The 24991-nt window shown below is 46.9% G+C and carries 20 protein-coding genes; 10 read left to right on the top strand and 10 right to left on the bottom strand.

The genetic code is table 11. The annotated features are described in order from the left end of the window. Window positions 1-20 precede the first annotated feature (20 nt). Window positions 21-248, bottom strand: a complete 228-nt coding sequence (locus ABZM97_RS01980; protein WP_087993162.1) for a hypothetical protein — start codon at window positions 246-248, stop codon at window positions 21-23. Window positions 249-414: 166 nt separating this feature from the next. Between ABZM97_RS01980 and ABZM97_RS01975 the strand changes: the two genes are divergently transcribed. After that, window positions 415-1278 carry a transporter substrate-binding domain-containing protein gene (locus ABZM97_RS01975; protein ID WP_087993161.1) on the top strand — a complete coding sequence of 288 codons (864 nt, stop codon included), beginning with the start codon at window positions 415-417 and terminating at the stop codon, window positions 1276-1278. Window positions 1279-1287: 9 nt separating this feature from the next. Further along, window positions 1288-1968 carry an amino acid ABC transporter permease gene (locus ABZM97_RS01970; RefSeq protein ID WP_087993160.1) on the top strand — a complete coding sequence of 227 codons (681 nt, stop codon included), beginning with the start codon at window positions 1288-1290 and terminating at the stop codon, window positions 1966-1968. Window positions 1969-2195: 227 nt separating this feature from the next. Here the strand turns inward: ABZM97_RS01970 and zinU are convergent, their stop codons facing one another. The 5 genes from zinU to ABZM97_RS01945 form a co-directional block, all read right to left on the bottom strand. Continuing rightward, on the bottom strand, window positions 2196-3389 hold the full coding sequence (gene zinU, locus ABZM97_RS01965; RefSeq protein ID WP_202328831.1) for a zinc metallochaperone ZinU: 1194 nt from the start codon (window positions 3387-3389) through the stop codon (window positions 2196-2198). 36 nt (window positions 3390-3425) lie between these two features. Continuing rightward, window positions 3426-4598 (bottom strand): FAD/NAD(P)-binding protein, encoded by a 1173-nt coding sequence (locus ABZM97_RS01960; RefSeq protein WP_333516808.1) that lies wholly within the window; start codon window positions 4596-4598, stop codon window positions 3426-3428. A gap of 83 nt (window positions 4599-4681) precedes the next feature. Continuing rightward, window positions 4682-5299, bottom strand: coding sequence for a L,D-transpeptidase (locus tag ABZM97_RS01955; RefSeq protein ID WP_253268810.1), 618 nt, complete (start codon window positions 5297-5299; stop codon window positions 4682-4684). Continuing rightward, the gene (folE2, locus tag ABZM97_RS01950) at window positions 5296-6210 is read right to left on the bottom strand and encodes a GTP cyclohydrolase FolE2 (RefSeq protein ID WP_087993156.1); all 915 of its coding nucleotides are present in this window, start codon (window positions 6208-6210) and stop codon (window positions 5296-5298) included. Before folE2 ends, ABZM97_RS01955 begins: the two co-directional genes overlap by 4 nt. 112 nt (window positions 6211-6322) lie before the next feature. After that, window positions 6323-7528, bottom strand: coding sequence for an MFS transporter (locus tag ABZM97_RS01945; protein WP_253268809.1), 1206 nt, complete (start codon window positions 7526-7528; stop codon window positions 6323-6325). A 180-nt stretch (window positions 7529-7708) separates the two neighbouring features. Here ABZM97_RS01945 and nirB point away from each other — a divergent pair, with 180 nt between their 5' ends. From nirB to cobA, 5 genes are all read left to right on the top strand, one after another. Next, window positions 7709-10024, top strand: a complete 2316-nt coding sequence (nirB, locus tag ABZM97_RS01940; protein ID WP_367387153.1) for a nitrite reductase large subunit NirB — start codon at window positions 7709-7711, stop codon at window positions 10022-10024. Window positions 10025-10030: 6 nt separating this feature from the next. Next, the gene (locus ABZM97_RS01935; RefSeq protein ID WP_367387152.1) at window positions 10031-12163 is read left to right on the top strand and encodes a molybdopterin oxidoreductase family protein; all 2133 of its coding nucleotides are present in this window, start codon (window positions 10031-10033) and stop codon (window positions 12161-12163) included. Between the two features lie 120 nt (window positions 12164-12283). Further along, on the top strand, window positions 12284-14701 hold the full coding sequence (nasD, locus tag ABZM97_RS01930; protein ID WP_087993152.1) for an NADPH-nitrite reductase: 2418 nt from the start codon (window positions 12284-12286) through the stop codon (window positions 14699-14701). Between the two features lie 32 nt (window positions 14702-14733). Then, entirely contained in the window at window positions 14734-15054 is a 321-nt protein-coding gene (gene nirD / locus ABZM97_RS01925; protein WP_087993151.1) for a nitrite reductase small subunit NirD, read from the top strand. A 64-nt stretch (window positions 15055-15118) separates the two neighbouring features. Further along, window positions 15119-16564: a uroporphyrinogen-III C-methyltransferase gene (gene cobA, locus ABZM97_RS01920; protein ID WP_367387151.1), complete on the top strand. Its 1446-nt coding sequence runs from the start codon at window positions 15119-15121 to the stop codon at window positions 16562-16564. A gap of 29 nt (window positions 16565-16593) precedes the next feature. On the opposite strand, the gene ABZM97_RS01915 is transcribed toward cobA, so the two are convergent. Continuing rightward, window positions 16594-17607, bottom strand: coding sequence for an NAD(P)/FAD-dependent oxidoreductase (locus ABZM97_RS01915; protein WP_087993149.1), 1014 nt, complete (start codon window positions 17605-17607; stop codon window positions 16594-16596). 164 nt (window positions 17608-17771) lie between these two features. Here ABZM97_RS01915 and ABZM97_RS01910 point away from each other — a divergent pair, with 164 nt between their 5' ends. From ABZM97_RS01910 to ABZM97_RS01900, 3 genes are all read left to right on the top strand, one after another. Beyond that, complete coding sequence (locus ABZM97_RS01910; protein WP_087993148.1) at window positions 17772-18626, top strand: alpha/beta fold hydrolase; 855 nt, start codon at window positions 17772-17774, stop codon at window positions 18624-18626. 96 nt (window positions 18627-18722) lie between these two features. Then, the gene (locus ABZM97_RS01905) at window positions 18723-19607 is read left to right on the top strand and encodes a permease (RefSeq protein ID WP_333561256.1); all 885 of its coding nucleotides are present in this window, start codon (window positions 18723-18725) and stop codon (window positions 19605-19607) included. 4 nt (window positions 19608-19611) lie between these two features. Next, window positions 19612-20457, top strand: a complete 846-nt coding sequence (locus ABZM97_RS01900) for a TIGR03943 family protein (RefSeq protein WP_333516813.1) — start codon at window positions 19612-19614, stop codon at window positions 20455-20457. A 36-nt stretch (window positions 20458-20493) separates the two neighbouring features. Here ABZM97_RS01900 and putR read toward each other — a convergent pair whose 3' ends face one another. The 3 genes from putR to pruA all read right to left on the bottom strand — a co-directional run bounded on the left by putR (window position 20494) and on the right by pruA (window position 24978). Further along, window positions 20494-21729: a proline utilization transcriptional regulator PutR gene (gene putR, locus ABZM97_RS01895; RefSeq protein WP_087993146.1), complete on the bottom strand. Its 1236-nt coding sequence runs from the start codon at window positions 21727-21729 to the stop codon at window positions 20494-20496. A 155-nt stretch (window positions 21730-21884) separates the two neighbouring features. Continuing rightward, entirely contained in the window at window positions 21885-23306 is a 1422-nt protein-coding gene (gene putP / locus ABZM97_RS01890) for a sodium/proline symporter PutP (protein WP_242519923.1), read from the bottom strand. Window positions 23307-23430: 124 nt separating this feature from the next. Further along, a complete protein-coding gene (gene pruA / locus ABZM97_RS01885; protein ID WP_148962934.1) occupies window positions 23431-24978 on the bottom strand; it encodes an L-glutamate gamma-semialdehyde dehydrogenase in 1548 nt (515 codons plus the stop codon). Window positions 24979-24991: the final 13 nt, after the last annotated feature.

Raw genomic sequence — 24991 nt, 5'->3', positions numbered from 1 at the left:
TTTGACTCCCCATTATGTCTTCAATATGACTTTGATGTTCCATCTTCTTTCTTATCGACTATAACATATGCCTTAGGAGCATCAGCAAGATTTAACTTTATCCGGGAGACCGATTTCATACTTCTTCCCCATGTCATACAGCAGTGGCAGCAGATGAATGACGGATGCCCGGCACATCGGTGCGGATACGTATAATGGCCTGAGATCAGCTCAACATGCTCTTTCCCTTGGTATGTCAATGCATTCATCCTTGAACAACTCCTTTTTTATCCCCCTTCCTTTCATCACCGCATTTAAACGCCAAAACGCTTTTGTATACACAATTCGAACTTTTTGAAAACGTCATCAACATATTGCAACCCTCTATGTTCAATGCTATCTTTTTAGTTGATTAACAGATTGGGGGAAACAAAGGTGAAATCATTCATGCAATCAAAAGCCGTTATATTCAGTTTCACAATGGCTTTCTTTCTTATATTGGCAGCTTGTTCCGGCAAAAATGAAGCCGATTCCAAGGATACAGGCTGGGATCAGATTAAAGACAAAGGGAAGATCGTTGTCGCTACATCCGGTACGCTTTATCCCACTTCTTATCACGAAACCGATTCTGGTTCCGATAAGCTGACGGGCTACGAGGTTGAAGTTGTTCGCGAAGCGGCAAAACGCTTGGAACTGAAGGTTGAATTTAAGGAGATGGGCATTGACGGGATGCTGACAGCTGTCAACAGCGGCCAGGTTGACGCAGCCGCAAATGACATCGACGTAACGAAAGACCGAGAGAAGAAGTTTGCGTTTTCCACTCCATATAAATATTCATATGGCACAGCAATTGTCCGAAAAGACGATTTATCAGGGATTAAAACCCTTAAGGATTTAAAAGGGAAGAAAGCGGCTGGCGCGGCTACAACTGTCTACATGGATGTAGCGAGAAAATACGGCGCCAAAGAAGTGATATATGATAATGCGACCAACGAGCAGTATTTAAAAGATGTTGCCAACGGACGCACTGATGTCATTTTAAACGACTATTACCTGCAGACACTTGCGCTCGCAGCATTCCCGGATCTCAACATTACGATCCACCCGGACATCAAGTACATGCCGAATCAACAGGCGCTTGTCATGAAAAAAAGCAATGCGGCACTTCAGAAAAAGATGAACGAAACACTGAAAGAGATGAGCAAAGATGGCACTTTGACTAAGCTCTCGAAACAATTCTTCAATAAAGCAGATGTATCAAAGAAACTGGATGTCGACGTTCAGGACGTTGATTTGTAATCGGACGCCATGATAAATAGTATTCAGTGGGAATATATTTTCAACACGAAGCTGGCGATTGAATCGTTTCCTTATGTCATACAAGGCATTGGATACACGCTGCTCATCTCTTTTGTGAGCATGTTTGCGGGAACGGCGATCGGCCTGTTCATATCACTCGCCAGAATGTCTACACTTGGCTTGTTAAGATGGCCGGCGAAGCTCTATATCTCCTTTATGCGAGGCGTTCCGATCTTGGTCATCTTGTTTATCCTTTATTTTGGATTTCCTTATATCGGCATTGAATTTTCCGCTGTTACGGCCGCTTTAATCGGCTTTAGCCTTAACAGCGCCGCCTACATTGCGGAAATTAACCGTTCAGCCATTTCATCCGTTGAAAAAGGACAGTGGGAAGCCGCATCCTCGCTCGGCCTTTCCTATTGGCAGACGATGAGGGGCATTATTTTGCCGCAATCGATCCGTATTGCGCTGCCTCCGCTTGCCAATGTATTGCTTGACTTAATCAAAGCGTCCTCTCTCGCTGCGATGATCACAGTGCCGGAATTGCTCCAGCATGCGAAAATCATCGGCGGCAGAGAGTTTGATTACATGACCATGTATATTCTGACCGCTCTCATCTATTGGGCCATCTGCTCAGCAGCGGCAGCTTTTCAAAATATCCTTGAGAAGAAATACGCTCATTATGTTTAAACAAACGTTTCATTAAAAAAAGCCGCTCCGCAGGAGACGGCTTTCAGATTATTAACAAAATCCTAAAACGGTTTTCGTTTTAGGATTTTGTTTTCTTTTCAGACCCTTGAAGTCGGTGACAGCGGCGTTTGAGCAGGACGCTCCAGCATTTAGACGCTGATCTTTTTTAATGTGAGCACCGGCGCGCAGGCTTGACAACGAATGCGGGGGTTGCCAACACGCTGTTTCTATTGATTCAGCTTCCACTTGAACGGGTCCTCAAACAGCGACCAATCTGAATCAAATTCATATTCAGTCAACAGGCATTGATCAAGCTCTTTCGTAATCTCTTCTTCATCCAAATCTGTTCCGATCAACACTAGCTGTGTCAGTCGGTCACCGAATTCCGGATCCCAGTCCTCCAGAATTTCCGGTTCCTGCTGTTTGACTTGCTCCTGTTCCAGCTTAGGCAGCGCCGCCACCCAATAGGATACAGGCTCAATCGTAACGGACGGCCCGGCTTGCGACATCAGCAAAGCAAGGTTGTTATGAGATGCACACCAGACGATTCCTTTGGCGCGAACCACGTTCTTTGGCATTTGATCCATCCAGCGATAAAACCGTGTGGAATGAAACGGTAAACGTCTCTTATACACAAATGAAGAGATGCCGTACTCTTCTGTTTCCGGGGTATGTTCCGCATGACCCGCAGTCAGCTCTTGAATCCAGCCGGCCGATCCGCTCGCTTCCTCAAAGTTAAATAATCCTGTATGCAAAATCTCCTGCGGTTTTACATTTCCTTTGACGGATCGAATGAATTTTGCCCTAGGCTGCAGTGTGCGAAGAACTTTTTCAAGCTGCTCGAGCTCTTGCTCGCTGACCAAATCACATTTATTTAAGATCAGAACATCACAAAACTCGACTTGGTCGATCAAGAGGTCGGCAATTTCTCTTTCATCCCCTTCTCCCAATGCTTCTTTGCGGTCCAGCAGGCTATCGCCTGACTGGTAATCATGCCAAAAACGGTTGGCATCAACCACTGTCACCATCGTATCCAGCTGACAGAATTTTGTAAGGTCGATTCCCATCTCTTCATCGATATAAGAAAAAGTCTGGGCCACCGGAATCGGTTCGCTGATTCCCGTTGATTCGATGACGATATAATCAAACCGCCCTTCCTTCGCCAGCTTCTCGACTTCAATTAATAAATCTTCGCGAAGCGTACAGCAAATACAGCCGTTTGACATTTCCACAAGCTTCTCATCGGTTCTGGAAAGGCCTCCTTCCTGCTTAACCAAACCCGCGTCAATGTTCACCTCGCTCATATCGTTGACGATGACTGCTATTTTTAAGCCTTCGCGATTTTGCAAAATGCTGTTCAGCAATGTTGTTTTTCCCGCTCCAAGATAACCGCTCAGTACGGTAACCGGAATTTTTTTCATGGTAATGTCCTCCTTATAAAATAGAATGATTACGATTTAAATTGTATGCTTCGCCGTATGTGCAATGGTGTAAGCAGCTTTTCGCGCTCCGGAAATATTTCTCGCTGTCGGCCCGATTTCTAATTCAGCCAAGGCTCCCATTACGTATAATCCTTTTCCCCATTGCAAATCCTGGCCGACAATCGGAAAACCGCAGCCTGCATACGGCAATTGCTCCGCTTCCGCCGCTCTCTGTACCCACTCGAACCGGCTGATGTCCGAAGTAAAACCTGTTGCCAGTGCGATACGCTCATATTCGTATAGCGATTCGCTGTTCTTACCGTGTATCTGTATCTTACCGTCAACTGTTTTTTGGCAAGAATCAATGTCATCCTGAATAACTTTTACTCTGCCCTCTTCCCTATAGACAGCAAGCGTTCTTGAAATGTCCTTTGGAAAAGAGCCGCGATGTCTCGCGCTTGTGATCCATTGCCTTCTCTTTTGATAGTCTGACGTTTTACTGAATGCTTTCATATATTTCGGACCAAGCCAGCCCGGATCACTGTCAAAGTCATAGATTCGGAACGGATGCCTCACTAGCATCGTGACATCATGCCCGTCATCCGCGAGTTTTATGGCGTAATGAGCCGCCGTTATCCCTCCACCCACAATTGCGATTTGCACACTTTCATCCCTAACATCATACACGTCTCTGTCAAACACATGATAAATGCCGTCATTCTGAAATGGTTTTGCCCACTCCGGCCAAGAAGGCTGATGAGAAAAACTCATGGCTAAAACCACTCGTTCCCCCGTGAGTGTTCCAGCGGCATCTGTCTCCGCTTCCCATAACCCATTTTTCCTTCTCAAATTTGTCACCATGCCTGTTTTCCACGCTCGATCAATATGTAACTCGTCCAGCACAGTCTCGCAGTGCTCATTGAAGAGCGACAGCGAGGGCCTCTTATATCTACCGAAAAACACTTCCGGCCATTGGCTTTTATCCGCATACATTTGCAGGCTGAACGGCTCTGTGTCTACGTGATGAACCGAAGGAGAGCGCAAATATTTCATCTGAATGCGGGCTGTGTTTCGTTTCCAGCATTCAAGAGGCCGTTCATGAGGATCAATGATGGCAAGATCCTCAATTGTTGCCTTTCCGCTTTTCACCAGATGCACAGCCAAGGTTGAGCCTTGGATGCCACCGCCAATGATCAGCCATTTATACATGAGAGAATCCCCTCTTTTCAAAACGTAATTGTTACGATTTAAATCGTATGTTCTTTTTTCATTTTTGTCAACCACCTTTCCATTCAGCTGATCACAACTTTCGTATGGCCAGGGATGTTTTCATATATCCATTTCGCATCCGGGATGGTCAGCCTGATACAACCATGAGATGCTTTCGTTCCTAGTTTTTCAGCTTCTTTTTCAATGACTTTTTTATCCTTTGTCATTGGCACGCTGTGAAATAAAAATTCGCCATGGTTTTTCCATGAGACCCAGTATTCCGCGCCTTCCTGATATCCTTCGGAGAAAAACCATTCTCCCCGTTCAGGTTCGATATGAAAGGTGCCCTTTGGCGTAGCGTCATCCTTTGTTTGATCAAGTCCTGACGAGACAATCATTGTATATAGGGTTTTGCTTTCTTCTTTGATGTAAGCCTTCTGCTTTTTCACATCCACATCAATCCAGACATGCTTCTGCTTGATATCCGGGTATTCACCGCCTGAAGGCTTTGTCCAATCAATGCTTGTTTTTTCTGTTTTTTGATCGGACGTTGCGTGCTCTTCCATTTTCTTCTTATCAGCGCTTACTTGTTCTTCCGTTTTCTTTGTATCGGCACTTGCGTGTTCTTCCGCATGGCCAGAGCAGGCTGACAGCAGGCAGGCCGGCATCAGGACCGCAGCAATGAATAATGAGAGTTTCATATTTGATCCACCTGTTTCGAAAAACGCAGCTTCGCATAGGCATCGTGGAGATGGATCGATTCTTCATTGCGGCATTCAATCTCAAAGGCTGACACCCATTCAAGCTCATACAAATCAGCGGCAATCAGCCGGGCGAGATCCTCAACAAATCTCGGGTTTTCATACGCCGTTTCCGTTACGGCTTTTTCATCAGGGCGCTTCAGCACCGGATACAGTCTCGCGGAGGCATTTGATTCCGCGGCGTCAAGCAAATCGGCTTTAAAATCGCTTGGCAGCGATGCAGCCTGATGAATATCAACCCAAATGCTGACTGTTCCCCTCTGATTATGAGCACTGTATTCACTGATTTCCTTGGAACAGGGGCAAAGGGTCGTTACTTTCGCTGAGATGCCGGCACGCTGTTCAAACGGCTGATCTTCTTGATAGGTGACAGACATCAATATGTCAGCATGCATCAGGCCCGATTTCTCAAGCTTCGGACTTTTCCGTTCGAAAAACCATGGAAACCTCACTTCGACTGAAGCTGATGACTGACCCATATTTTCTGCAAGCTCTTTCGTAAATTGCTGAAGAGAGCAAAATGAGAGAACCCAGCCGTTTTGATGATAGACTTGCAGCAGCTCTGTTAACCGGCTCATGTTGATTCCCTTTTGATTTCTCCGCAAATCACAAGTCATTGTAAAGTTCGCAGCCGTTGTTTGCTCAGCAGGCGCCATGGCAGAAGTGATTGTGACCGGATGGGACACATTAGCGACACCTACATGCTGAATGTCAAAAAAATAATCCTTCCTGATATTTTGCAAATCCTTCATTTTCTCTTTTTCTACAGGTTTTTCGCCTTTCATCGGACTGACCGACCCAAAGTATTGAAGACGCTCCGGTTTTTCCGGCAGCAGCGTGTGTTGATTCAATCAGAAAACCCCTCTCAACAAATCGTAATAATTACTATTTATTTTGATCGGTTCAGCGATTAAAATCAAGAGAAAATAAAAAAGACACGCACAAATGCGTATCCGTGAAAATCTAAACATCCGCCGGGCTGCTTTCCGCGCTCCAGCTTTTTCTCCAGTAATAGCCTGCGGCAAGCACGAGCGCAAACGCCAGCAGTGCGATACAGGAAAATGTAATAAATCCGATAGCATATGAGCCTGTCATCTGTTTTAGCGACCCTAAGATGTTCGGCAGGAAAAAACCTCCTATGCCGCCGGCCGCGCCGACGATTCCCGTCACCATGCCGATTTCTTTGCGGAAGCGCTGCGGCACGAGCTGGAATACTGCCCCGTTGCCCATTCCGAGCCCCATCATGCCGACAAACAAAAGAACGATGACCATCGAAAGAGACGGCAGGCTGCTGACCCCGGCCATGCACAGGGCCACGACGACAAACAAGACAGAAAGCACTTTTGTGCCGCCGACACGATCTGAAATCCAGCCCCCGACAGGCCGGAAAAAACTCCCCGCCGCCACACATAATGTAACAAAATCGCCCGCGTGAATTTTTGACAGCTGGTATTGATCGACGAAGAAAATAGATAAAAAGCTTGATAGTCCGACAAATCCCCCGAATGTGACGCTGTACAGCAGGCAGAAAAACCATGTTTCCTTCTGCCCGAACACATGCAGGTAGTTTTTGAGCGGCTGCGGCGCCGGCTGTGCAGGAGAATCCTTTGCAATGGATACAAAAAGAATAAAGACGATCAGCAAAGGAATAAGCGCAATTCCCATGACAATGTGCCAGCCGAACTGCTCCGCAAGACGCGGGCCAAACAGGGTTGCAAACAAAGTGCCGCTGTTCCCCGCGCCAGCGATCCCCATCGCAAGCCCCTGCAAATGAGGCGGATACCACCGGCTTGCCATAGGCAGCGCAACGGCAAAGCTTGCCCCCGCCACGCCAAGCAGAATCCCGATGGCATACAGCTCAGGCAGCGAACGGCCGCCAAATGTCCCCCACAGCAGCGGAATCATTGTCACCAGCATCCCGACCACTGCCGTTTTTTTCGGTCCGATTCTATCCGTTAAAATACCGAGAAGGATACGAAACACAGATCCTGCTAAAATCGGCACGGCCACCACAAGCCCTTTCTCAAAAGGAGACAGGCCAAAATCCTGAGAAATATAAACCCCCAGTGCCCCAAGCATAACCCATATCATAAAACTCACATCAAAGTATAAAAAGGAACAGAGTAAAGTGAGTGGATGACCGCTAGTTTTCAGTTCCGACAGCTTCATAAGATTCCCCTTTCTTGACCCTCGATTATTTTAAATTTTCTGAATTAAGGATATATGAGCATTTTTTTCTAGAAAAGACATGTGTAAGCTTTTGTGACACGTTTAATGCGTTAACAAAGCATTTTGACATAATTTTTAATAAGAGAAAACTTACACGCTGCAATAAAGGAGGTCTGGTACATGAAGAAACAAAGACTGGTGTTGGCAGGAAACGGAATGGCCGGCATCCGCTGTATTGAAGAAGTCTTAAAGCTGAATCGCCAAATGTTTGAGATTGTCATTTTCGGAAGCGAACCGCATCCCAACTACAATCGGATTCTCTTATCCTCTGTTTTGCAGGGGGAGGCGTCACTCGATGACATTACACTGAACAGCAAGGATTGGTACGCCAAGCACGGGATTACCCTTTACGCGGGCGAAACGGTTGTTCAAATTGATACAGATCAGCAGCGGGTCATCACGGATCGCAAACGAACCCTTTCTTATGACAAACTCATTCTGGCAACAGGCTCCTTCCCCCATATTCTCCCCATTCCCGGGGCGGACAAAGAAGGCGTCTATGGATTTCGGACAATAGAAGACTGCCAAGCGTTGATGAGCATGGCCGAACACCATCAAAAAGCAGCGGTGATCGGAGCCGGCTTATTAGGGCTGGAAGCTGCAGTCGGGTTAAAGCATCTCGGCATGGATGTCAGCGTCATTCACCACTCCTCCGCCATCATGCAAAAACAGCTCGATCACACCGCGTCGCGGCTGCTGCAGACGGAGCTGGAACGGAAAGGCTTAACCTTTCTTTTGGAGAAAGAAACCGTATCTATTTCTGGTGCCGCGCGGGCAGACGGCGTCCGTTTTAAAGACGGCTCTTCACTGAAAGCAGACTTGATTGTGATGGCGGCTGGCGTGAGGCCGAATATTGAATTAGCTGTATCCGCCGGAATCAAAGTGAACCGCGGGATCATCGTGAATGACTGCATGCAGACGAGCGAACCGAATGTGTTTGCAATCGGGGAATGCGCCGAGCATAACGGAACGGTGTACGGCTTGGCGGCACCCCTTTATGAACAGGGAAACGTTCTCGCCAAACATATTTGCGGCGTTCCGTGCGAAGGATATCAAGGCTCATCACCATCTGCCGCTTTAAAAATAGCCGGAATTGATGTGTGGTCAGCCGGAAAAGTTCACGAAGATGAACGCACGACGAGTATTAACATCTACGATGAACAAGCAGGCATCTATAAAAAAGCACTCTTTGAGGATGACAAACCGGCCGGCGTTATTTTGTTCGGAGACACACGTGACAAGCAGCGGCTTCTCGACAGCCTGCTCAAACAACGAGATATCTCCATTGTCAAAAAGCAGATCATCGAACCGGAGAAAACCGGCAGATTATTTGAATCCATGCCCTCCAGTGAAACGATTTGCCAATGCAGCTCAGTGACGAAAGGCGCGATTGAAGAAGCGGTGCACACGAAAGGCTTAACAACTGTTGAGGATGTCAAACACTGCACCAAAGCATCCGGCTCCTGCGGAGGATGCAAGCCGCTTGTTGAAGACTTTTTGAGGTACATGGCCAGCGGCGAATATACAGAGCCCGCCGGTTCACCTGCATTTTGCGCATGCACCGATTTGACGGAAGACGACATCATTGCTGAGCTTCAGCGCAGACCATTCACTGATCCTGCAGAAGCGATGAGCCAGCTTGGCTGGAAAACGAAAAACGGATGCCGCAAATGTGTCCCGGCGATTCAATACTATCTGGAAAAGCTGCATGCCGGTTTTGTTCAGCCGGAATCATCCTCAGAAGACACATGCATCCTCATACCGCAAATGTACGGCGGGATGACAAACGCGGAGCAGCTAAGAAACATCGCCGACATCATCGAAGCATACAGCATCCCTGACGTATCCATCACTCACAGCCAAAGACTGAAGCTTTCCGGGATCAAGCCTGCGGATCTCCCGAACATCAAAGAAGACCTAAAAATGCCCGTTTGCACCCATGAACACCGTCGCGCGCTGCAAAGTGTCAAAGCATGTACATGCGGGCAAAACCGGTCGATTCAGCAGCTGGCAGCCCAGATTGAAAGACATCTTGAGATGCTTTCCATGCCCGCTTCCATGTCTATCAGCTTATCATGTGAAACAGACTGCACCGATGCCGCCATACAAGATGTCGGCGCGATTCGAACGCAAGCTGGCTGGGACATTTACATCGGCGGCGTCCGGGGAACTCATGCCCGTTCCGGAGCTCTGTTTTGTGTGACAGACAGCGCAGACAGCACTGCCGGCATGATCAAAGGACTGGTTCAGTATTACCGTGAAACGGCTCATTACTTAGAAGCCGTTCATCAGTGGATGGACCGTCTCGGGATCGTTCATATCAGAGAAGTGCTATTTGAAGAGGACCTTGGGACACAGCTTCTGGAAAACCTCCAAACTGACCTGTCACTGATTCAAAACCCGCCCATACAGGCTGGCGCACATAAGAAAGGATGAGGCATTTTGACTGAACGACTGCTTAGATATTTCCGTGATAAACAGCAAGACATCCAATCAGAAAAAACGTATGACACCCAATGCCCGTTTTGCAGTATGCAGTGCAAAATGCAGCTCGTGGAACAAACCATCGTCACGCGGAAAAAGTACACAGCGATCGGGATTGATAACCCTACGACACAGGGCCGGTTATGCCTGAAGGGCATGAACGCCCACCAGCATGCCTTGAACTCCTCCCGCATCACCCGGCCGCTGCTGAAGAAAAACGGCGAATTTCTGCCTGTTTCCTGGGAAGAAGCACTGAATCACATCAAAGACCAAGTGACGATGATTCAAGCAGAACACGGCCATGACGCCCTGGCTGTATACGGAAGCGCCTCAATTACGAATGAAGAGGCGTATTTGTTAGGGAAGTTCGCACGGGTTGGCTTACAGACAAAATATATCGACTACAATGGGAGGCTATGTATGTCCGCCGCTTCAACCGCAGCCAATCAAACATTCGGTGCGGACAGAGGTTTAACGAATCCCTTATCAGACATCCCCCACACCCGTGTGATCATTTTGGCCGGCACCAATATCGCGGAATGCCAGCCTACGATGATGCCGTACTTTGAAAAAGCGAAGGAAAACGGCGCTTACATCATTGCTATTGATCCGCGCGAAACACCGACAACAAAAATCGCCGATCTTCATCTGAAAATCAAGCCCGGCACAGACGCTGCCCTTGCCAACGGTCTCGTCAAAATCATCATCGACGAACAGCTCGTAAACACTGATTTCATTCGATCACGAACAAACGGTTTCGAGGAGCTGAGGAAGCATACTAACACGTTGAGCCTGAATGATATCACTGATCAGACAAGTGTCCCGCTGGCGCACATGCGAAAAGCCGCTGTAAAGTTTGCCAAGGAAACGTCCGGCATGCTGTTTACGGCGCGCGGGATTGAACAGCAAACCGATGGAACAGCGGCTGTAAAGGGCTTTTTAAACATGGTGCTGATCACAGGAAAAATCGGCAAACCTTATTCGGGCTACGGGGCGATCACCGGACAAGGCAACGGACAAGGCGCAAGAGAGCATGGACAAAAAGCCGATCAGCTTCCGGGCTACCGTTCTATCGAAAATGAACAACACCGCGCGCATATTGCGAAAGTGTGGGGAATTCATCAGGATAAACTCCCTCGAAAAGGTGTCTCGGCCTATGAAATGATAGAAAAAATCAATGACGGCGACATCAAAGGACTGTTCCTTATGTGCTCCAACCCTGCTGTCTCCAGCCCAAATGCAAATTTCGTAAAAAAAGCTCTGAGAAAACTGACATTCTTTGTTGCGATCGATTTGTTTATGTCTGAGACTGCGGCATACGCAGATGTGATTTTGCCCGCCTCCTCTTATTTAGAAGATGAGGGCACCATGACAAATGTCGAAGGCCGCGTGACATTAAGAGAAGCAACCCGGCCATGTCCCGGTGAAACAAAGCATGATTGGCAGATTATTTGTGACATCGCATCCGCTCTCGGGAAAGGCCGCTACTTTTCTTACACGTCAGCTAAGGATATTTTTAATGAATTGAGAGAAGCGAGCCGAGGCGGGATTGCCGATTATTCGGGCATCACATACGACAGACTCAAACGTGAAGGCGGCATTCATTGGCCGTGTCCCGAAGCTGATCACCCCGGAACCGGGCGCTTGTTTGCGGACTCATTCGCCCATCCGGATCAAAAAGCGGCACTAAGTGTGATTCCAAACGACCCGGCCGTTCCAAAAGAGAAGCCGACTGCCGATTATCCGCTTTATTTAACGACAGGCCGAGTCATGTCTCACTACTTAACAGGCGTTCAAACGAGAAAAAGCGCCGCCCTTGCCGCGAGACATTTTGAATCGTTTATGGAAATTCATCCGCAAACAGCGGCGTCCTTCCATATTGAAGACCGTGTGCTCGTAAAAATAGAATCCCCGCGGGGAAGCATCACCGTCCGCAGCAAATTATCGGAACAAATCAGAAAAGACACCGTTTTTGTTCCCATTCATTGGGCAGATGCTCAAAATGTGAATGATTTAATCGGCGAAGCCTTAGATCCAGCCTGTAAAATGCCCGGTTTCAAAGTATGCGCCGTCCGAATCAGACCTTTTTAAATTTTTCATAAAATTTTTAGAACTTTTCGTATATTTTGTTACATTTTATAACATGTATCTTAAATATTCCTTTTTGCTGTGCTACGCTGGAAAAAACATTGATAAGGAGCGGATCATCTGATGGGAAAAAAACAACTAGTTCTTGTTGGAAACGGAATGGCCGGGGTAAGAGCCATTGAAGAGATACTGAGTGTTGCAAAAGACGAGTTTCAGATCACAATTTTCGGTGCCGAACCGCATCCCAATTACAACCGAATCCTTTTGTCAAAAGTGCTTCAAGGCGATACCGACATTAAAGATATTACGTTAAATGATTGGGACTGGTACGAAGAAAACAATATTCAATTGTATACAAATGAAACAGTCATCAAGGTGGACCCGGAAAACAAAACGGTCATCACAGATGCAGACAGAATCCAGCCTTATGACGAATTGATTCTGGCGACAGGCTCTGTCCCTTTTATCCTTCCGATTCCGGGCGCAGACAAAAAAGGCGTCACCGCTTTCCGGGACATAAAAGATACAGACACGATGCTCGCCGCGTCAAAACAATATAAAAAAGCAGCCGTCATCGGAGGAGGCCTGCTCGGTTTAGAAGCCGCCCGCGGACTGCTGAATCTCGGCATGGAGGTATCCGTCATCCACCTCGCGCCATTTTTGATGGAACGACAGCTTGATGCAGCGGCGGGACGCCTGCTGCAAAACGAGCTAGAAAAACAAGGAATGACATTCTTGCTTGAAAAACAAACCGAAGAGATTATCGGTGATGGCCGTGTTGAAGGCCTCCGCTTCACAGACGGCACAAGCATTGAAGCAGATTTAGTCGTCATGGCCGTAGGCATCCGCCCGAATACAGCGCTCGGAGCCGAAAGCGGCATTCCGGTGAACCGCGGAATCATCGTCAACGATTATATGGAAACTGAAATCCCGCACATTTATGCGGTCGGCGAATGCGCTGAGCATCGGGGGATCGCATACGGGCTCGTGGCGCCGCTCTATGAACAGGCAAAAGTGCTGGCGAAGCATATGTGCGGCATCGAAACAAAACCGTATGAAGGCTCCGTTCTCTCCACTCAGTTAAAGGTATCAGGCGTCGAGGTCTTCTCTGCCGGTGACTTTGATGAATCAGAGGAGAAAAAAGCAGTTAAAGTCTTCGATGAGCAGGACGGCATCTATAAAAAAATCGTCCTGAGGGGCAATCAAATTGTCGGTGCTGTTTTATTCGGCGACAGCAGCGAAGGCAATCGCCTGTTTTCTATGATTCAAAAAGAAGCCGACATCACTGAAACCTCTAAAATATCAATCTTACAGCCTCTCAACCAAGAAGCAGGCACAAGCATTACCGCGGCGATGAGCGACGATGAAATCATCTGCGGCTGTAACGGCGTGTCAAAAGGTGCGATTATTCAAGCCATACAGGAAAAAGGCTGCTCGTCAACGGACGAGATCAAAGCATGCACCGGTGCATCCCGTTCATGCGGAGGCTGTAAACCACTCGTAGAAGAAATCCTCCAGCATACACTCGGATCAGACTTTGATGCGTCAGCGCAAAAAGAAGCGATTTGCGGCTGCACGACATTGTCGAGAGATGAAATCGTAGAAGAAATCAAAGCCAAAGGGCTGTCACATACAAGAGAAATCATGAACGTACTCGGCTGGAAAACGCCAGAAGGCTGTTCCAAATGCCGGCCGGCTTTGAACTACTACTTAGGCATGATCAATCCAACCAAATACGAAGATGACCGGACTTCCCGCTTTGTTAACGAACGAATGCACGCCAATATTCAAAAAGACGGAACATATTCAGTCGTGCCCCGGATGTACGGCGGCGTGACCAACTCCACAGATTTGCGCAAGATTGCCGATGTCGTCGACAAATATGAGATCCCGCTCGTTAAAATGACCGGCGGCCAGCGAATTGATCTCATCGGCGTGAAAAAAGAAGACCTTCCGAGGGTATGGAAAGATCTCGATATGCCGTCAGGCTACGCGTACGGGAAAACGCTCCGCACAGTAAAAACGTGCGTAGGCGAGCAATTCTGCCGCTTCGGCACGCAAGACTCCATGGCACTGGGCATTGCGCTTGAGAAAAAATTCGAAGGGCTGAACACGCCTCATAAAGTGAAAATGGCCGTGTCTGCCTGCCCGCGAAACTGTGCGGAATCCGGCATTAAGGACCTTGGCGTTGTCGGCATTGATGGAGGCTGGGAGCTTTATGTCGGCGGAAACGGCGGAACTCATTTACGTGCCGGCGATTTGCTGATGAAGGTGAAAACAAATGAAGAAGTCTTAGAATACGCAGGCGCTTATCTGCAATACTACCGCGAAACCGCAAACTATCTGGAGCGTACATCCGCATGGCTTGAGCGCGTCGGTTTATCCCATGTCCAATCCGTGTTAAACGATCCGGAAAAACGGCAGGAGCTGAACGACCGAATGAATGAAACACTCTCTGTCCACAAGGATCCGTGGAAGGGCTTTTTGGAAAATAAACAAACCTCTAAAGAATTATTTGAAAACGTCGTGACCACATCATAATGACAAAAAACAAACATGAAGGAGGAATGAACATGGTAAACAAAGGCGCAACAAAAGTATGGATCGGAAAAATTGAAGAATTGCCTGAACAATTAGGCAAAACAGTGTATATTGAAGATAAGGAACTCGCGGTTTTTAAGCTTTCAAACGGAAGCGTCCGTGCCATCGAAAACCGCTGTCCGCACAAGGGCGGCGTTCTAGCGGAAGGTATCGTCAGCGGCGAATATGTTTTTTGCCCGATGCACGACTGGAAAATCTCCTTAGAAGATGGAACCGTCCAAGCACCGGATCACGGATGCGTCAAAACATACGAAACGCTGATCGAAGGAGAACATGTTTATCTCGTATATTGATCAAAAGACCGGATCACTTTTCAAGTGATCCTTCATTTTTACAGTGACGGAAGGATGACATGACATGAAGAACGGAATCGTATATTTCGTGGGAGCAGGCCCCGGCGATCCGGGGCTGCTCACCATCAAAGGGAAACAGGCGCTGGAGAAAGCAGATGTTATTTTATATGACCGGCTCGCCAACCCGAAGCTGCTCGAATTCGCATCACCAGCCTGCCAATTTATTTATTGCGGAAAACTGCCAGACCGCCATTTTATGAAACAAAGAGAAATTAATGCCCTGCTGGTTGAAAAAGCATCAAAAGGATTAACCGTCGTCCGTTTGAAAGGCGGAGATCCGAGCGTATTCGGCAGAGTCGGCGAGGAAGCAGAAGCTCTCTATGAGCACGGCATCCGCTATGAAATGGTGCCGGGTATCACCTCCGGAATTGCAGCGCCGTTATATGCGGGCATCCCCGTCACGCATCGGGATTTCGCATCATCTTTTGCCATGATTACAGCACATGATAAATCATTAAAAGGAACGCCGAATCTCGATTGGGAAGGGCTTGCCAGAAGCGTTCAAACCCTTGTCTTTTACATGGGCGTTAAGAATTTGTCTTATATTTGCCAGCAGCTCATTGCGTACGGAAAATCTCCTTCCATTCCTGTCATTGTGGTCCAATGGGGAACGTGGGGCCGCCAGCGGAGTGTGAAAGGCTCGCTTGTGAACATTCAGCAGAAAATACAGGAACACCAGATCACAAACCCTGCGATTATCGTCATCGGGGATATCGTCAATTTTCAAACACACAGCTGGTTTGAGAGCAAACCGCTCATCGGCCAGCACATGATGGTCGTCACTCATGGCAATGATGAAGACCAGCTTGCAGACAAGCTGCGTGCTTCCGGTGCCGATGTCATCGAGTGGCCGAAATGGCGGACCGAAAACATGCCTGTCAATGAAGAGATTCTTCGAAAGATCGGCACCTTTGAAGACATTGTTTTCACATCGCGCCGTGCGGTTTGTGAATTTTTCCAAGCGCTGGCATCCAAGAAAATCGACGTACGCCAGCTGACAGCCCGACTGAGTGCGGCATCTGAACAGGCAGTGACAGAGCTTGAAAAACGGGGCTTTCTCGTCTCCGCCACTCAGCCTGATTCAGAAAAACGTCTTGTTGTCGGGAGCCGCCATTCAGTGGAAAACGTGCAGAAGCATGAGTCCTGTACGTTTTATATCACCCATGAAAACGTCATAGATGACCGGTTCACCCACATGATTCAGCGAACCATCAGTGAATCTCCGCTGCATATGGTCATTTGCCCGAGCAAGCCGTCCGTTCAGCAATTGATCAGCGCAGGCGAACAAATTGGTATTTCGCCGGAGCCATCAGCTAACCGACCTCCTATCGTCTGCATAGGCGATGACTCAACTGCCGATGCTTATGGATTCACAGCGGTCCAAGAGCAGGATGAATTATTTGCTTTAATTCAAAATCAACAGGCGGAAAAAAAGCTCATTCACAGCTAATTGCGGCAGCCCTTTTCTTAAGGGCTGTTTTATTTATGCACCAATTTTTTGTGATGGGTTGAATACATCGCCATATTCTCGGCCTTAGGGTCCAAATATGCCTTCGCGCTGTTGACCGCTGTCGGGCCTTCCGTAAAGCCGCCGGCAATCAATCTCAGCTTGCTTTCATAAAAAGCCGCGTCACCCGCCACAAACACACCCGGAAGATTCGTCCGCATATGTCTGTCAGCTTTCACCCTGCCTTCTTCAATCTCCAGCCCCCACTCCTTCATCGGTCCGAGATCAATTTTGAAGCCATGATTAACGATCAGCTCGTCAACCTCTATGTTTTCCATCTGGCCAGATGACTCAGTATGACAAATCGTCACGTTTTGGATACGCTCCTCATCGCCGCTCAGCTGCTCCAGACGATAAGGAGTGAGCACCTGCACCGATGATTGCTTCATCTTCGTCACGCTGCTTTCCATTCCGCCGAATTCCTCACGCCGGTGAACGACAGTCACAGAAGCCGCAATCGGTTCCAGCTCATTAGCCCAATCGACCGCAGTATCTCCGCCGCCTGAAATCACGACCCGCTTCCCTTTAAACGCATCAAGCTTCTCCACTCCATAATGAAGATTTTTGCCCGCGTACCGGGTTGCATCCTCACTGTCAAACTCATTGACCTCAAGCGTTCCCATGCCGACAGCTAAAATCACGGTACGTGTATAATGCTTTTCTCCTTCAGAGCTTGTCAGCGCAATGGTGCCGTCTTCCAAGCGTTCAAATCCGGTCACACGCTGATTCAGCACGATGTCAGGATCAAACGTTGCCGCCTGCTCCTTCAGCTGCTCGATCAGCTGCTTTCCCGCAATCCCCGGTATTCCGCCGATATCCCGAATGATTTTCTCAGGAAAGAATAAAGATACCTTCCCTCCGAGCCGCGGCAAAAATTCGATTACTTTCGTTTTCAGCTCCCGCATCCCGCAGTAAAAAGCCGTAAACAGCCCGATCGGCCCTCCGCCTATAATTGTGACGTCATACACCTGTTGATTCTCAGCCATCCGTCCTGCCTCCCGTTCACATCTATATCAAAATCGTTTTAATTGAGAATGAATATCAATAAAAAGTATATCATATTTCACGAGCCTGTGTTTATTCATTTCTGCTCCTTGTGATAAATTGTTGAAAACCCTATAATAGGCAGAAAAACAAATAGGAGAAACAGATGAAAAGACGAGTTGAAACGATCACTTTCGAAGGACATACACTAGAATATTCTGTTACAGGCAAGGGAGCTCCCATTCTTGTCATGCATGGCGGGCATTCAAATTGTTATGAGGAATTCGGGTACACGGCGCTGATTGAGCATGGGTATTCCATCATCACGCCTTCAAGGCCCGGTTACGGACGAACGTCAAAAGAGATTGGAAAAAGTCTTGCTGACGCCTGTCGTTTCTATGTAAAACTATTAAGTCATTTACAAATCGACAGTGTCCATGTCATAGCCATCTCAGCAGGAGGGCCGAGCGGCATAAGCTTTGCCTCACAATATCCGGAAAGGGTGAACACTCTGACCCTGCAATCCGCGGTCACCAAAGAATGGCTCACTCCAAAAGACATTGAATATAAAATGGGGAGAATCCTCTTCCGCCCGCCGTTGGAAAAGCGGATATGGAAGCTGATTTCTTATTTGAATAACGCCTTCCCGCGTTTGATGTTTCAAGCCATGAGCCCGCAATTCAGCACGCTTTCGTTTCAGCGAATCAAGTCCATGATGGATGAAAAAGACATAGAAGCATTTCGGAAAATGAACAGCCGGCAGCGCTCCGGTGACGGATTTCTGCTAGACTTGTCACAAACCGCCGCTATCTCTTCAAAGGAGCTGCAGGCCATCCCGTGCCCCGTACTGATTATGCAGAGTGTTTATGATGGATTTATCAACAAGTCACATGCACATTATGCAAAAAAACACATTCCTGACGCTGCTCTCCATTTGCTTCACTCATGGGGGCACCTGATCTGGCTCGGGAAAGAAGCTGCTGAAACAGATAGAATCATACTCGAATTTTTAGAATCCTAAACAAAGTGAAACAATTTTTCCTCCTCCTCCGTCAAACAAGCAGTGCCTTTTTTCTGATATGATAAAAGGCAGCTTAACATGAGCGGAGGTTTTATTGTGACAGCACAATCATCTTTTCTTCAGCTGAATTCTATTTTTATCAGCATTTTAATAGAAGCCATTCCGTTTATTCTGATCGGCGTCATCCTTTCCGGAATCATTCAAATGTTTGTTTCTGAAGAAATGATTGCAAGGATCATGCCAAAGAACCGCTTTCTCGCCGTTTTATTTGGTGCGCTAGCCGGCGTATTATTTCCCGCCTGCGAGTGCGGCATTATCCCGATTACAAGGCGGCTTCTGCTAAAGGGGGTTCCTCTGCATGCGGGCGTTGCTTTCATGCTGACCGCGCCGATCATCAATCCTATCGTCTTATTTTCTACTTTTATTGCGTTCGGGAACAGATGGAGCGTTGTCTTTTATCGGGGCGGACTGGCGCTCGCGGTATCGGTGATCATTGGGATTATCTTATCCTATCAATTTAAAGATAACCAGCTTTTAAAGCCTCATGAACCCGGGCATCACCACCATCATCACCACACCCTGCTGCAAAAGCTGGGAGGGACCTTGCGTCATGCCATTGAAGAATTTTTCTCCGTGGGGAAATATTTAATTATCGGCGCCTTTATCGCAGCCGCTATGCAGACGTATGTCAAAACATCCACTCTGCTTGCGATCGGGCAGAATGATGTATCCTCTTCCCTTGTGATGATGGGGCTGGCGTTTGTCTTGTCGCTCTGTTCAGAAGTTGATGCGTTCATCGCGTCTTCCTTCAGCAGCACATTTTCATTAGGATCGTTAATCGCCTTTCTCGTCTTTGGTGCGATGGTGGATATTAAGAATCTATTGATGATGCTTGCGGCCTTTAAAAAACGATTTGTTTTCCTGCTGATTACGTACATTGTCGTGCTCGTCTTAGCGGGATCACTACTGGTAAAGGGGTGATTGGATGTTTCGTCTATTGGTGCTGATGGGATTTACGTTTTTCTTTTATCATCTGCATGCCTCAGGAAATCTTACAAAATATATCAATATGAAATATGCCTATCTTTCCTTTATTGCGATCTTCCTGCTGGCCATACTGACAGCCGTTCAAGCATATGTATTTATCAAGTCGCCTGAAAAAGGCGGGCATAATCATGATTGCGGATGCGGCCATGATCACGAGCATGAACAAAACAAGCCATTTTATCAGCGTTATTTGATTTATGTTGTTTTTCTTTTCCCTTTGGTGTCGGGTATTTTCTTCCCGATTGCGACGCTTGACTCATCCATTGTCAAAACAAAAGGGTTCTCGTTTAAGGCGATGGAGAGCGGAGACCATTACTCGCAAACACAGTATTTGCGGCCTGATGCCAGCCTTTACTACGCGCAAGACAGCTATGATAAACAGATGAAACAACTGTTTAAGAAATATTCCAGCAAGAAAGAGATTTCGCTGACCGATGAAGATTTCCTAAAAGGCATGGAAACCATATATAACTATCCTGGCGAATTTCTCGGACGGACGATTGAATTTCATGGATTTGCGTATAAAGGAAATGCGATTAACAAAAACCAGCTGTTCGTGTTGAGGTTTGGCGTCATTCACTGTATCGCTGATTCCGGCGTTTACGGGATGCTTGTGGAGTTTCCGAAGGACATCAACATCGAGGATGATGAATGGATTCATATTAAGGGCACGCTGGCCTCAGAATATTATCAGCCTTTCAAATCAACGCTTCCTGTTCTGAAAGTGACCGACTGGAACACCATTAAAAAGCCTGATGATCCTTACGTTTACAGAGGATTTTAAGTGAAGACGAAACCAGTACACGGACTGGTTTCTTTTTTATTTCTTTTTCATCAGCATCAAATCGAGATAGAGCTGGCATCGTGTCCTAAAATCGCTTAAATTTATCGACGTCATTTCAGTAATCTGTTTGATGCGGTAATTCAATGTATTCTGGTGAATAAACAGCTGTTCTGCTGCTGGTTTTGTTTTGCAGTTGTTGAGAAGATAGATTTCCAGCGTTTTCAGCAGCTCGGTGCTGCTTTCTTGGTCTTTTGCTTTTAATAAAGCCAAATCCTTATTCTCGTATTTTAAAAATTTATTTTTCTGTTCAATGCTTTCTAAATAACGGTAAATGCCGAGTTTTGCATATTCATATGGAATGTTTTCCTGATTGCCGGTGATTTCCGCGGCTTTGATCACTTCAAGCGCTTCTGTGTAGCTCTTGCCAAGCTTTAAAAGGTGATCATATTCGTTTCCGATACCGATATAAATAGGGGTGGGAATTCTTTGAAAGTGAAAATGTGTTAACAGCTTGTTAATAAATTCAGAAGCTGCCGAGGAGACGGAGCTTTTTTGGGAAAAACTCGCTACGACGATGACAATATTTGAATCAATCGTTAAGACATGACTGACTTTATCCCGTAAATTTAGGTACGACCTGATATTTTCCTTTAAATCCTCAACCGCTTCCCCATCCCCATTCGCGGCGTGCAGGATGACAACTGAAAACATGGAAGGCAGCACGGTGTTAATCCTTTCGGCTTCCCGTTTGAGTTCCTTCTCAGAGGTAAATTGCTGATAGATCGCCCGTTTGACAAGATCTTCTGCTTTTTCTTCCTTTTCCTGTTTCAGCTTGTTCGTTTTATAAATGATTTTCCCGACATGGAAAGAGGTCTCATACAAAAAGTCGAGTTCTTCTTCCGTCAGATTTTGGTCCAGCTCCTGAACCCAGATGTAGCCCATGACATCCCCTTTGTGTTTCGCACTCACGACCACTCTCTGGTTTAACCCAATGCTTTCAATTTTATTGACGCGAAAAGGCTCAGGTTCTGTTTTCAGTTTTTCAATGACTCCATCCTTCAGAAATCTCTCAAAAATCTGAACCGGGCATTTTTTTGAAAAAATAGTCTGCTGGTTGGCAGAATCAAAATGGTTAATATAGTAAGAATTATAGGCTAACAAAAAGAAATCTGCGCTTTCCAGTATGACTGGTTTTTGCAGTTCATAACTGATGAAGTCAATCAGCTTATCGACATCTGAAAATGAAAAAACTCTCTCTAAAAGCTCTTCCATACCTTTTTCTCCTATACTTTTTTTTACTTTAATCATATCCATACGGGGTCTATTTGTATAGAAAAAAAATACGTTTGTTTCCAAAAGAAAAAAACGGCCCGTTTAAAAGGAGAAAAGAGGAAAAAGGGACAGCCCCTTCCTCCTCCTTTCGATCTTTATTGTGACATTGTATCTTGGTAGTCTTTAAACTGGTCTGCGACAGCTTGTGACGGAGCCTGCGTCAATATACTGACGATAAAGACAGATAATAGGCTCGCAGCAAAACCAGGTATGATTTCATACAGAAAATCCGAAAGACCGGCATTCGCCCAAATGATTACAGTTGCTGCTCCCACAATCATGCCGGCGAGTGCCCCCCATTTAGTCATTCGTTTCCAAAACAGACTGAGCAGTACAACCGGCCCGAATGATGCGCCGAAGCCAGCCCACGCGTAGCTAACCAATCCAAGGATCGTATTATTTTTCTCCCAAGCTAGGAATAACGCGATGACAGAAATCACAAGCACAGCCAAACGGCCCAAAAACACCAGCTCTTTATCAGAGGCTGAGCGCCTGAACATCGACTTATACAAATCTTCTACCAAAGAGCTTGATGTCACAAGCAGCTGGGAAGAAATTGTACTCATAATCGCGGCCAAAATAGCTGATATCAGAAAACCTGTAATAATCGGATGGAACAAAATATTCCCTAATTGAATAAAGATCGTCTCTGGGTCCTTCAGTGTCATGCCATTCTGATGGTAATAAGCGATTCCGCCCAAACCGGTCAGCACAGCGCCGACTGCCGACAACATCATCCAGCCCATTCCGATTCTGCGCGCTTTTTTGATCTCTTTGACAGACGTTATTGCCATAAAACGCACAATGATATGCGGCTGTCCAAAGTATCCCAAACCCCATGCAAACAAAGAAATAATGCCAAGGACGCTTGTTCCTTTGAAAATATTAAACATATCTGGATCAACAGACCGGATTTCAGTAACTGCTTCACTTGTTCCTCCCGTGTGGAAAAACGTAACGATCGGAACAAGAATGAGTGCGGCAAACATAATGATCCCCTGAACAAAATCTGTCCAGCTGACTGCCAAAAAGCCGCCAAACAGAGTATATGCCACAACAACACCAGTCACAACCCACAAGCCTGTATGATATTCCATCCCCAAAATACTGTTGAATAAAACACCGCCGGATACCATTCCAGACGAAACATAAAATGTGAAGAAGACTAAAATCACAATCCCTGAAAACAATCTAAGAAGCTTTGTTTGATCTCCGAAGCGGTTTTCTAGGAATCCGGGAATTGTGATGGAATTCCCCGCTTGTTCCGTATAGGTTCTCAGCCGCGGCGCGACGTAGAGCCAGTTCGCCCATGCTCCAAGACAAAGTCCGAACGCAATCCACACACCGCTCAGACCCGTTGAAAACATAGCGCCCGGGAGCCCCATCAGCAGCCAGCCGCTCATATCGGCAGCGCCGGCACTGAGAGCGGTTACGGCCGGTCCCAAAGAGCGTCCTCCCAGCATGTAATCCGTCAGATTCGACGTACGCTTGTAAGCAAAGTAGCCGATCAGCAGCATCCCCGCCATATAAATACAAATCGAAATAATCAGCTGTGTGTTTTCTATGGCACTTCCTCCTCTTTTTTATGGTATATGGATGAAATGGACATCCCCGCAGGGAGGATGCCCATTTAGTCCCGCTTTAGAACATTTCACTGATCGTTTTAGCCTGCATGTGCAGTGCCAAGTAATCCGGCCCGCCTGCTTTTGAATCCGTTCCGGACATTTTGAAGCCGCCGAACGGATGGTAGCCGACGATAGCGCCTGTACAGTTGCGGTTGAAGTACAGGTTTCCGACATGGAATTCCTGTTTCGCACGCTCGATGTTTTTGCGGTCGTTTGTAATAACAGCGCCTGTCAAACCGTACTCAGTATTGTTTGCCACTTCTAAAGCTTCATCAAAGTTTGACACTTTAGAAAATGCAACGACAGGCCCAAAAATTTCTTCCTGCATGAGTCTTGCTTTCGGATCAAGGTCAGCGAAGATCGTCGGTTTGATGAAGTATCCTTTTGAATCGTCACCAGTGCCGCCGCTTACTAAACGTCCTTCCTGTTTTCCGATCTCAATATAGCTCATAATTTTATCATAAGAACCTTGGTCAATGACAGGCCCCATATAAACATCCGCACTGTCAGGTTTTGCTGTCACTTTAGATTCCGTAATTTCAATGACACGCTTCAATACTTGATCATACACTTTTTCATGGACAACTGCACGTGAACCTGCAGAACATTTTTGTCCCGCAAAGCCGAACGCTGACTGGAAGATCGATTGTGCAGCAAGTTCAACATCTGCATCTTCACAAACGACAACTGTATCTTTTCCGCCCATTTCAGCAATAACACGTTTTAAGTGCTGCTGGCCCGGCTGGACTTTCGACGCGCGTTCGAAAATTCTCGTACCAACTTCTCTTGATCCCGTAAATGTGATAAGGCTAGTTTTCGGATGGTCAACAAGGTAGTCACCGACTTCCGCCCCGCTGCCAGGAACGAAGTTGACTACACCTTTCGGCAATCCAGACTCTTCAAGCACTTCAACGAATTTCGCAGCAATGACAGGTGTCGCGCTCGCAGGTTTAAGAACAACTGTATTTCCAGTAACGATCGGCGCCACTGTCGTGCCAGCCATGATCGCAAACAAGAAGTTCCAAGGCGGAATAACAACTGTTACACCAGTCGGCGTGTATACATATTGGTTTTTCTCGCCTTCACGGCTGTTGACAGGTTTGCCTTTTGCCAGTTCGATCATTTGGCGTGCATAATATTCCATAAAGTCGATCGCTTCAGCCGTATCAGCATCTGCCTCGTTCCATGGCTTCCCTGCCTCTTTTACAAGCAAAGCGGAGAATTCATGTTTTCTTCTGCGGACTTTGGCAGCAGCGCGGAAAAGGACAGCCGCTCTTTCTTCCGGAGACGTGTATCTCCAATCCTCGAATGCTTTCGCAGCCGCTTCAATTGCTTGCTCAGCGTGCTCTTGAGAAGCTTTTGACACTCTGCCGACGACTTCTTCTTTATCAGCCGGGTTGATCGAAACGATTTTCGCTTCTGTTTCCACTCTCTCGCCGTTAATGACAAGCGGATAGTCTTTTCCTAAATATTCGCTTACCGTCGCAAGCGCTTTTTTAAACTCTTCTACATTGTTTTGATCCTGGAAATTTGTGAATGGCTCGTGTTTGTAAGGTGTTGTCATGATAATCTCTCCT

Source organism: Bacillus vallismortis, from assembly GCF_040784915.1.
Lineage (GTDB): Bacteria > Bacillota > Bacilli > Bacillales > Bacillaceae > Bacillus > Bacillus subtilis_G.
This window is presented reverse-complemented; position numbering and strand designations above follow the sequence as displayed.

Bases quoted from the DNA above. Each gene is read 5' to 3' on its own strand.
- ABZM97_RS01980 (WP_087993162.1), bottom strand. From the start codon at position 248: ATGAATGCATTGACATACCAAGGGAAAGAGCATGTTGAGCTGATCTCA.
- ABZM97_RS01970 (WP_087993160.1), top strand. From the start codon at position 1,288: ATGATAAATAGTATTCAGTGGGAATATATTTTCAACACGAAGCTGGCG.
- zinU (WP_202328831.1), bottom strand. From the start codon at position 3,389: ATGAAAAAAATTCCGGTTACCGTACTGAGCGGTTATCTTGGAGCGGGA.
- ABZM97_RS01960 (WP_333516808.1), bottom strand. From the start codon at position 4,598: ATGTATAAATGGCTGATCATTGGCGGTGGCATCCAAGGCTCAACCTTG.
- ABZM97_RS01955 (WP_253268810.1), bottom strand. From the start codon at position 5,299: ATGAAACTCTCATTATTCATTGCTGCGGTCCTGATGCCGGCCTGCCTG.
- ABZM97_RS01945 (WP_253268809.1), bottom strand. From the start codon at position 7,528: ATGAAGCTGTCGGAACTGAAAACTAGCGGTCATCCACTCACTTTACTC.
- nirB (WP_367387153.1), top strand. From the start codon at position 7,709: ATGAAGAAACAAAGACTGGTGTTGGCAGGAAACGGAATGGCCGGCATC.
- nasD (WP_087993152.1), top strand. From the start codon at position 12,284: ATGGGAAAAAAACAACTAGTTCTTGTTGGAAACGGAATGGCCGGGGTA.
- nirD (WP_087993151.1), top strand. From the start codon at position 14,734: ATGGTAAACAAAGGCGCAACAAAAGTATGGATCGGAAAAATTGAAGAA.
- cobA (WP_367387151.1), top strand. From the start codon at position 15,119: ATGAAGAACGGAATCGTATATTTCGTGGGAGCAGGCCCCGGCGATCCG.
- ABZM97_RS01915 (WP_087993149.1), bottom strand. From the start codon at position 17,607: ATGGCTGAGAATCAACAGGTGTATGACGTCACAATTATAGGCGGAGGG.
- ABZM97_RS01910 (WP_087993148.1), top strand. From the start codon at position 17,772: ATGAAAAGACGAGTTGAAACGATCACTTTCGAAGGACATACACTAGAA.
- ABZM97_RS01900 (WP_333516813.1), top strand. From the start codon at position 19,612: ATGTTTCGTCTATTGGTGCTGATGGGATTTACGTTTTTCTTTTATCAT.
- putR (WP_087993146.1), bottom strand. From the start codon at position 21,729: ATGGAAGAGCTTTTAGAGAGAGTTTTTTCATTTTCAGATGTCGATAAG.
- putP (WP_242519923.1), bottom strand. From the start codon at position 23,306: ATGCTGCTGATCGGCTACTTTGCTTACAAGCGTACGTCGAATCTGACG.
- pruA (WP_148962934.1), bottom strand. From the start codon at position 24,978: ATGACAACACCTTACAAACACGAGCCATTCACAAATTTCCAGGATCAA.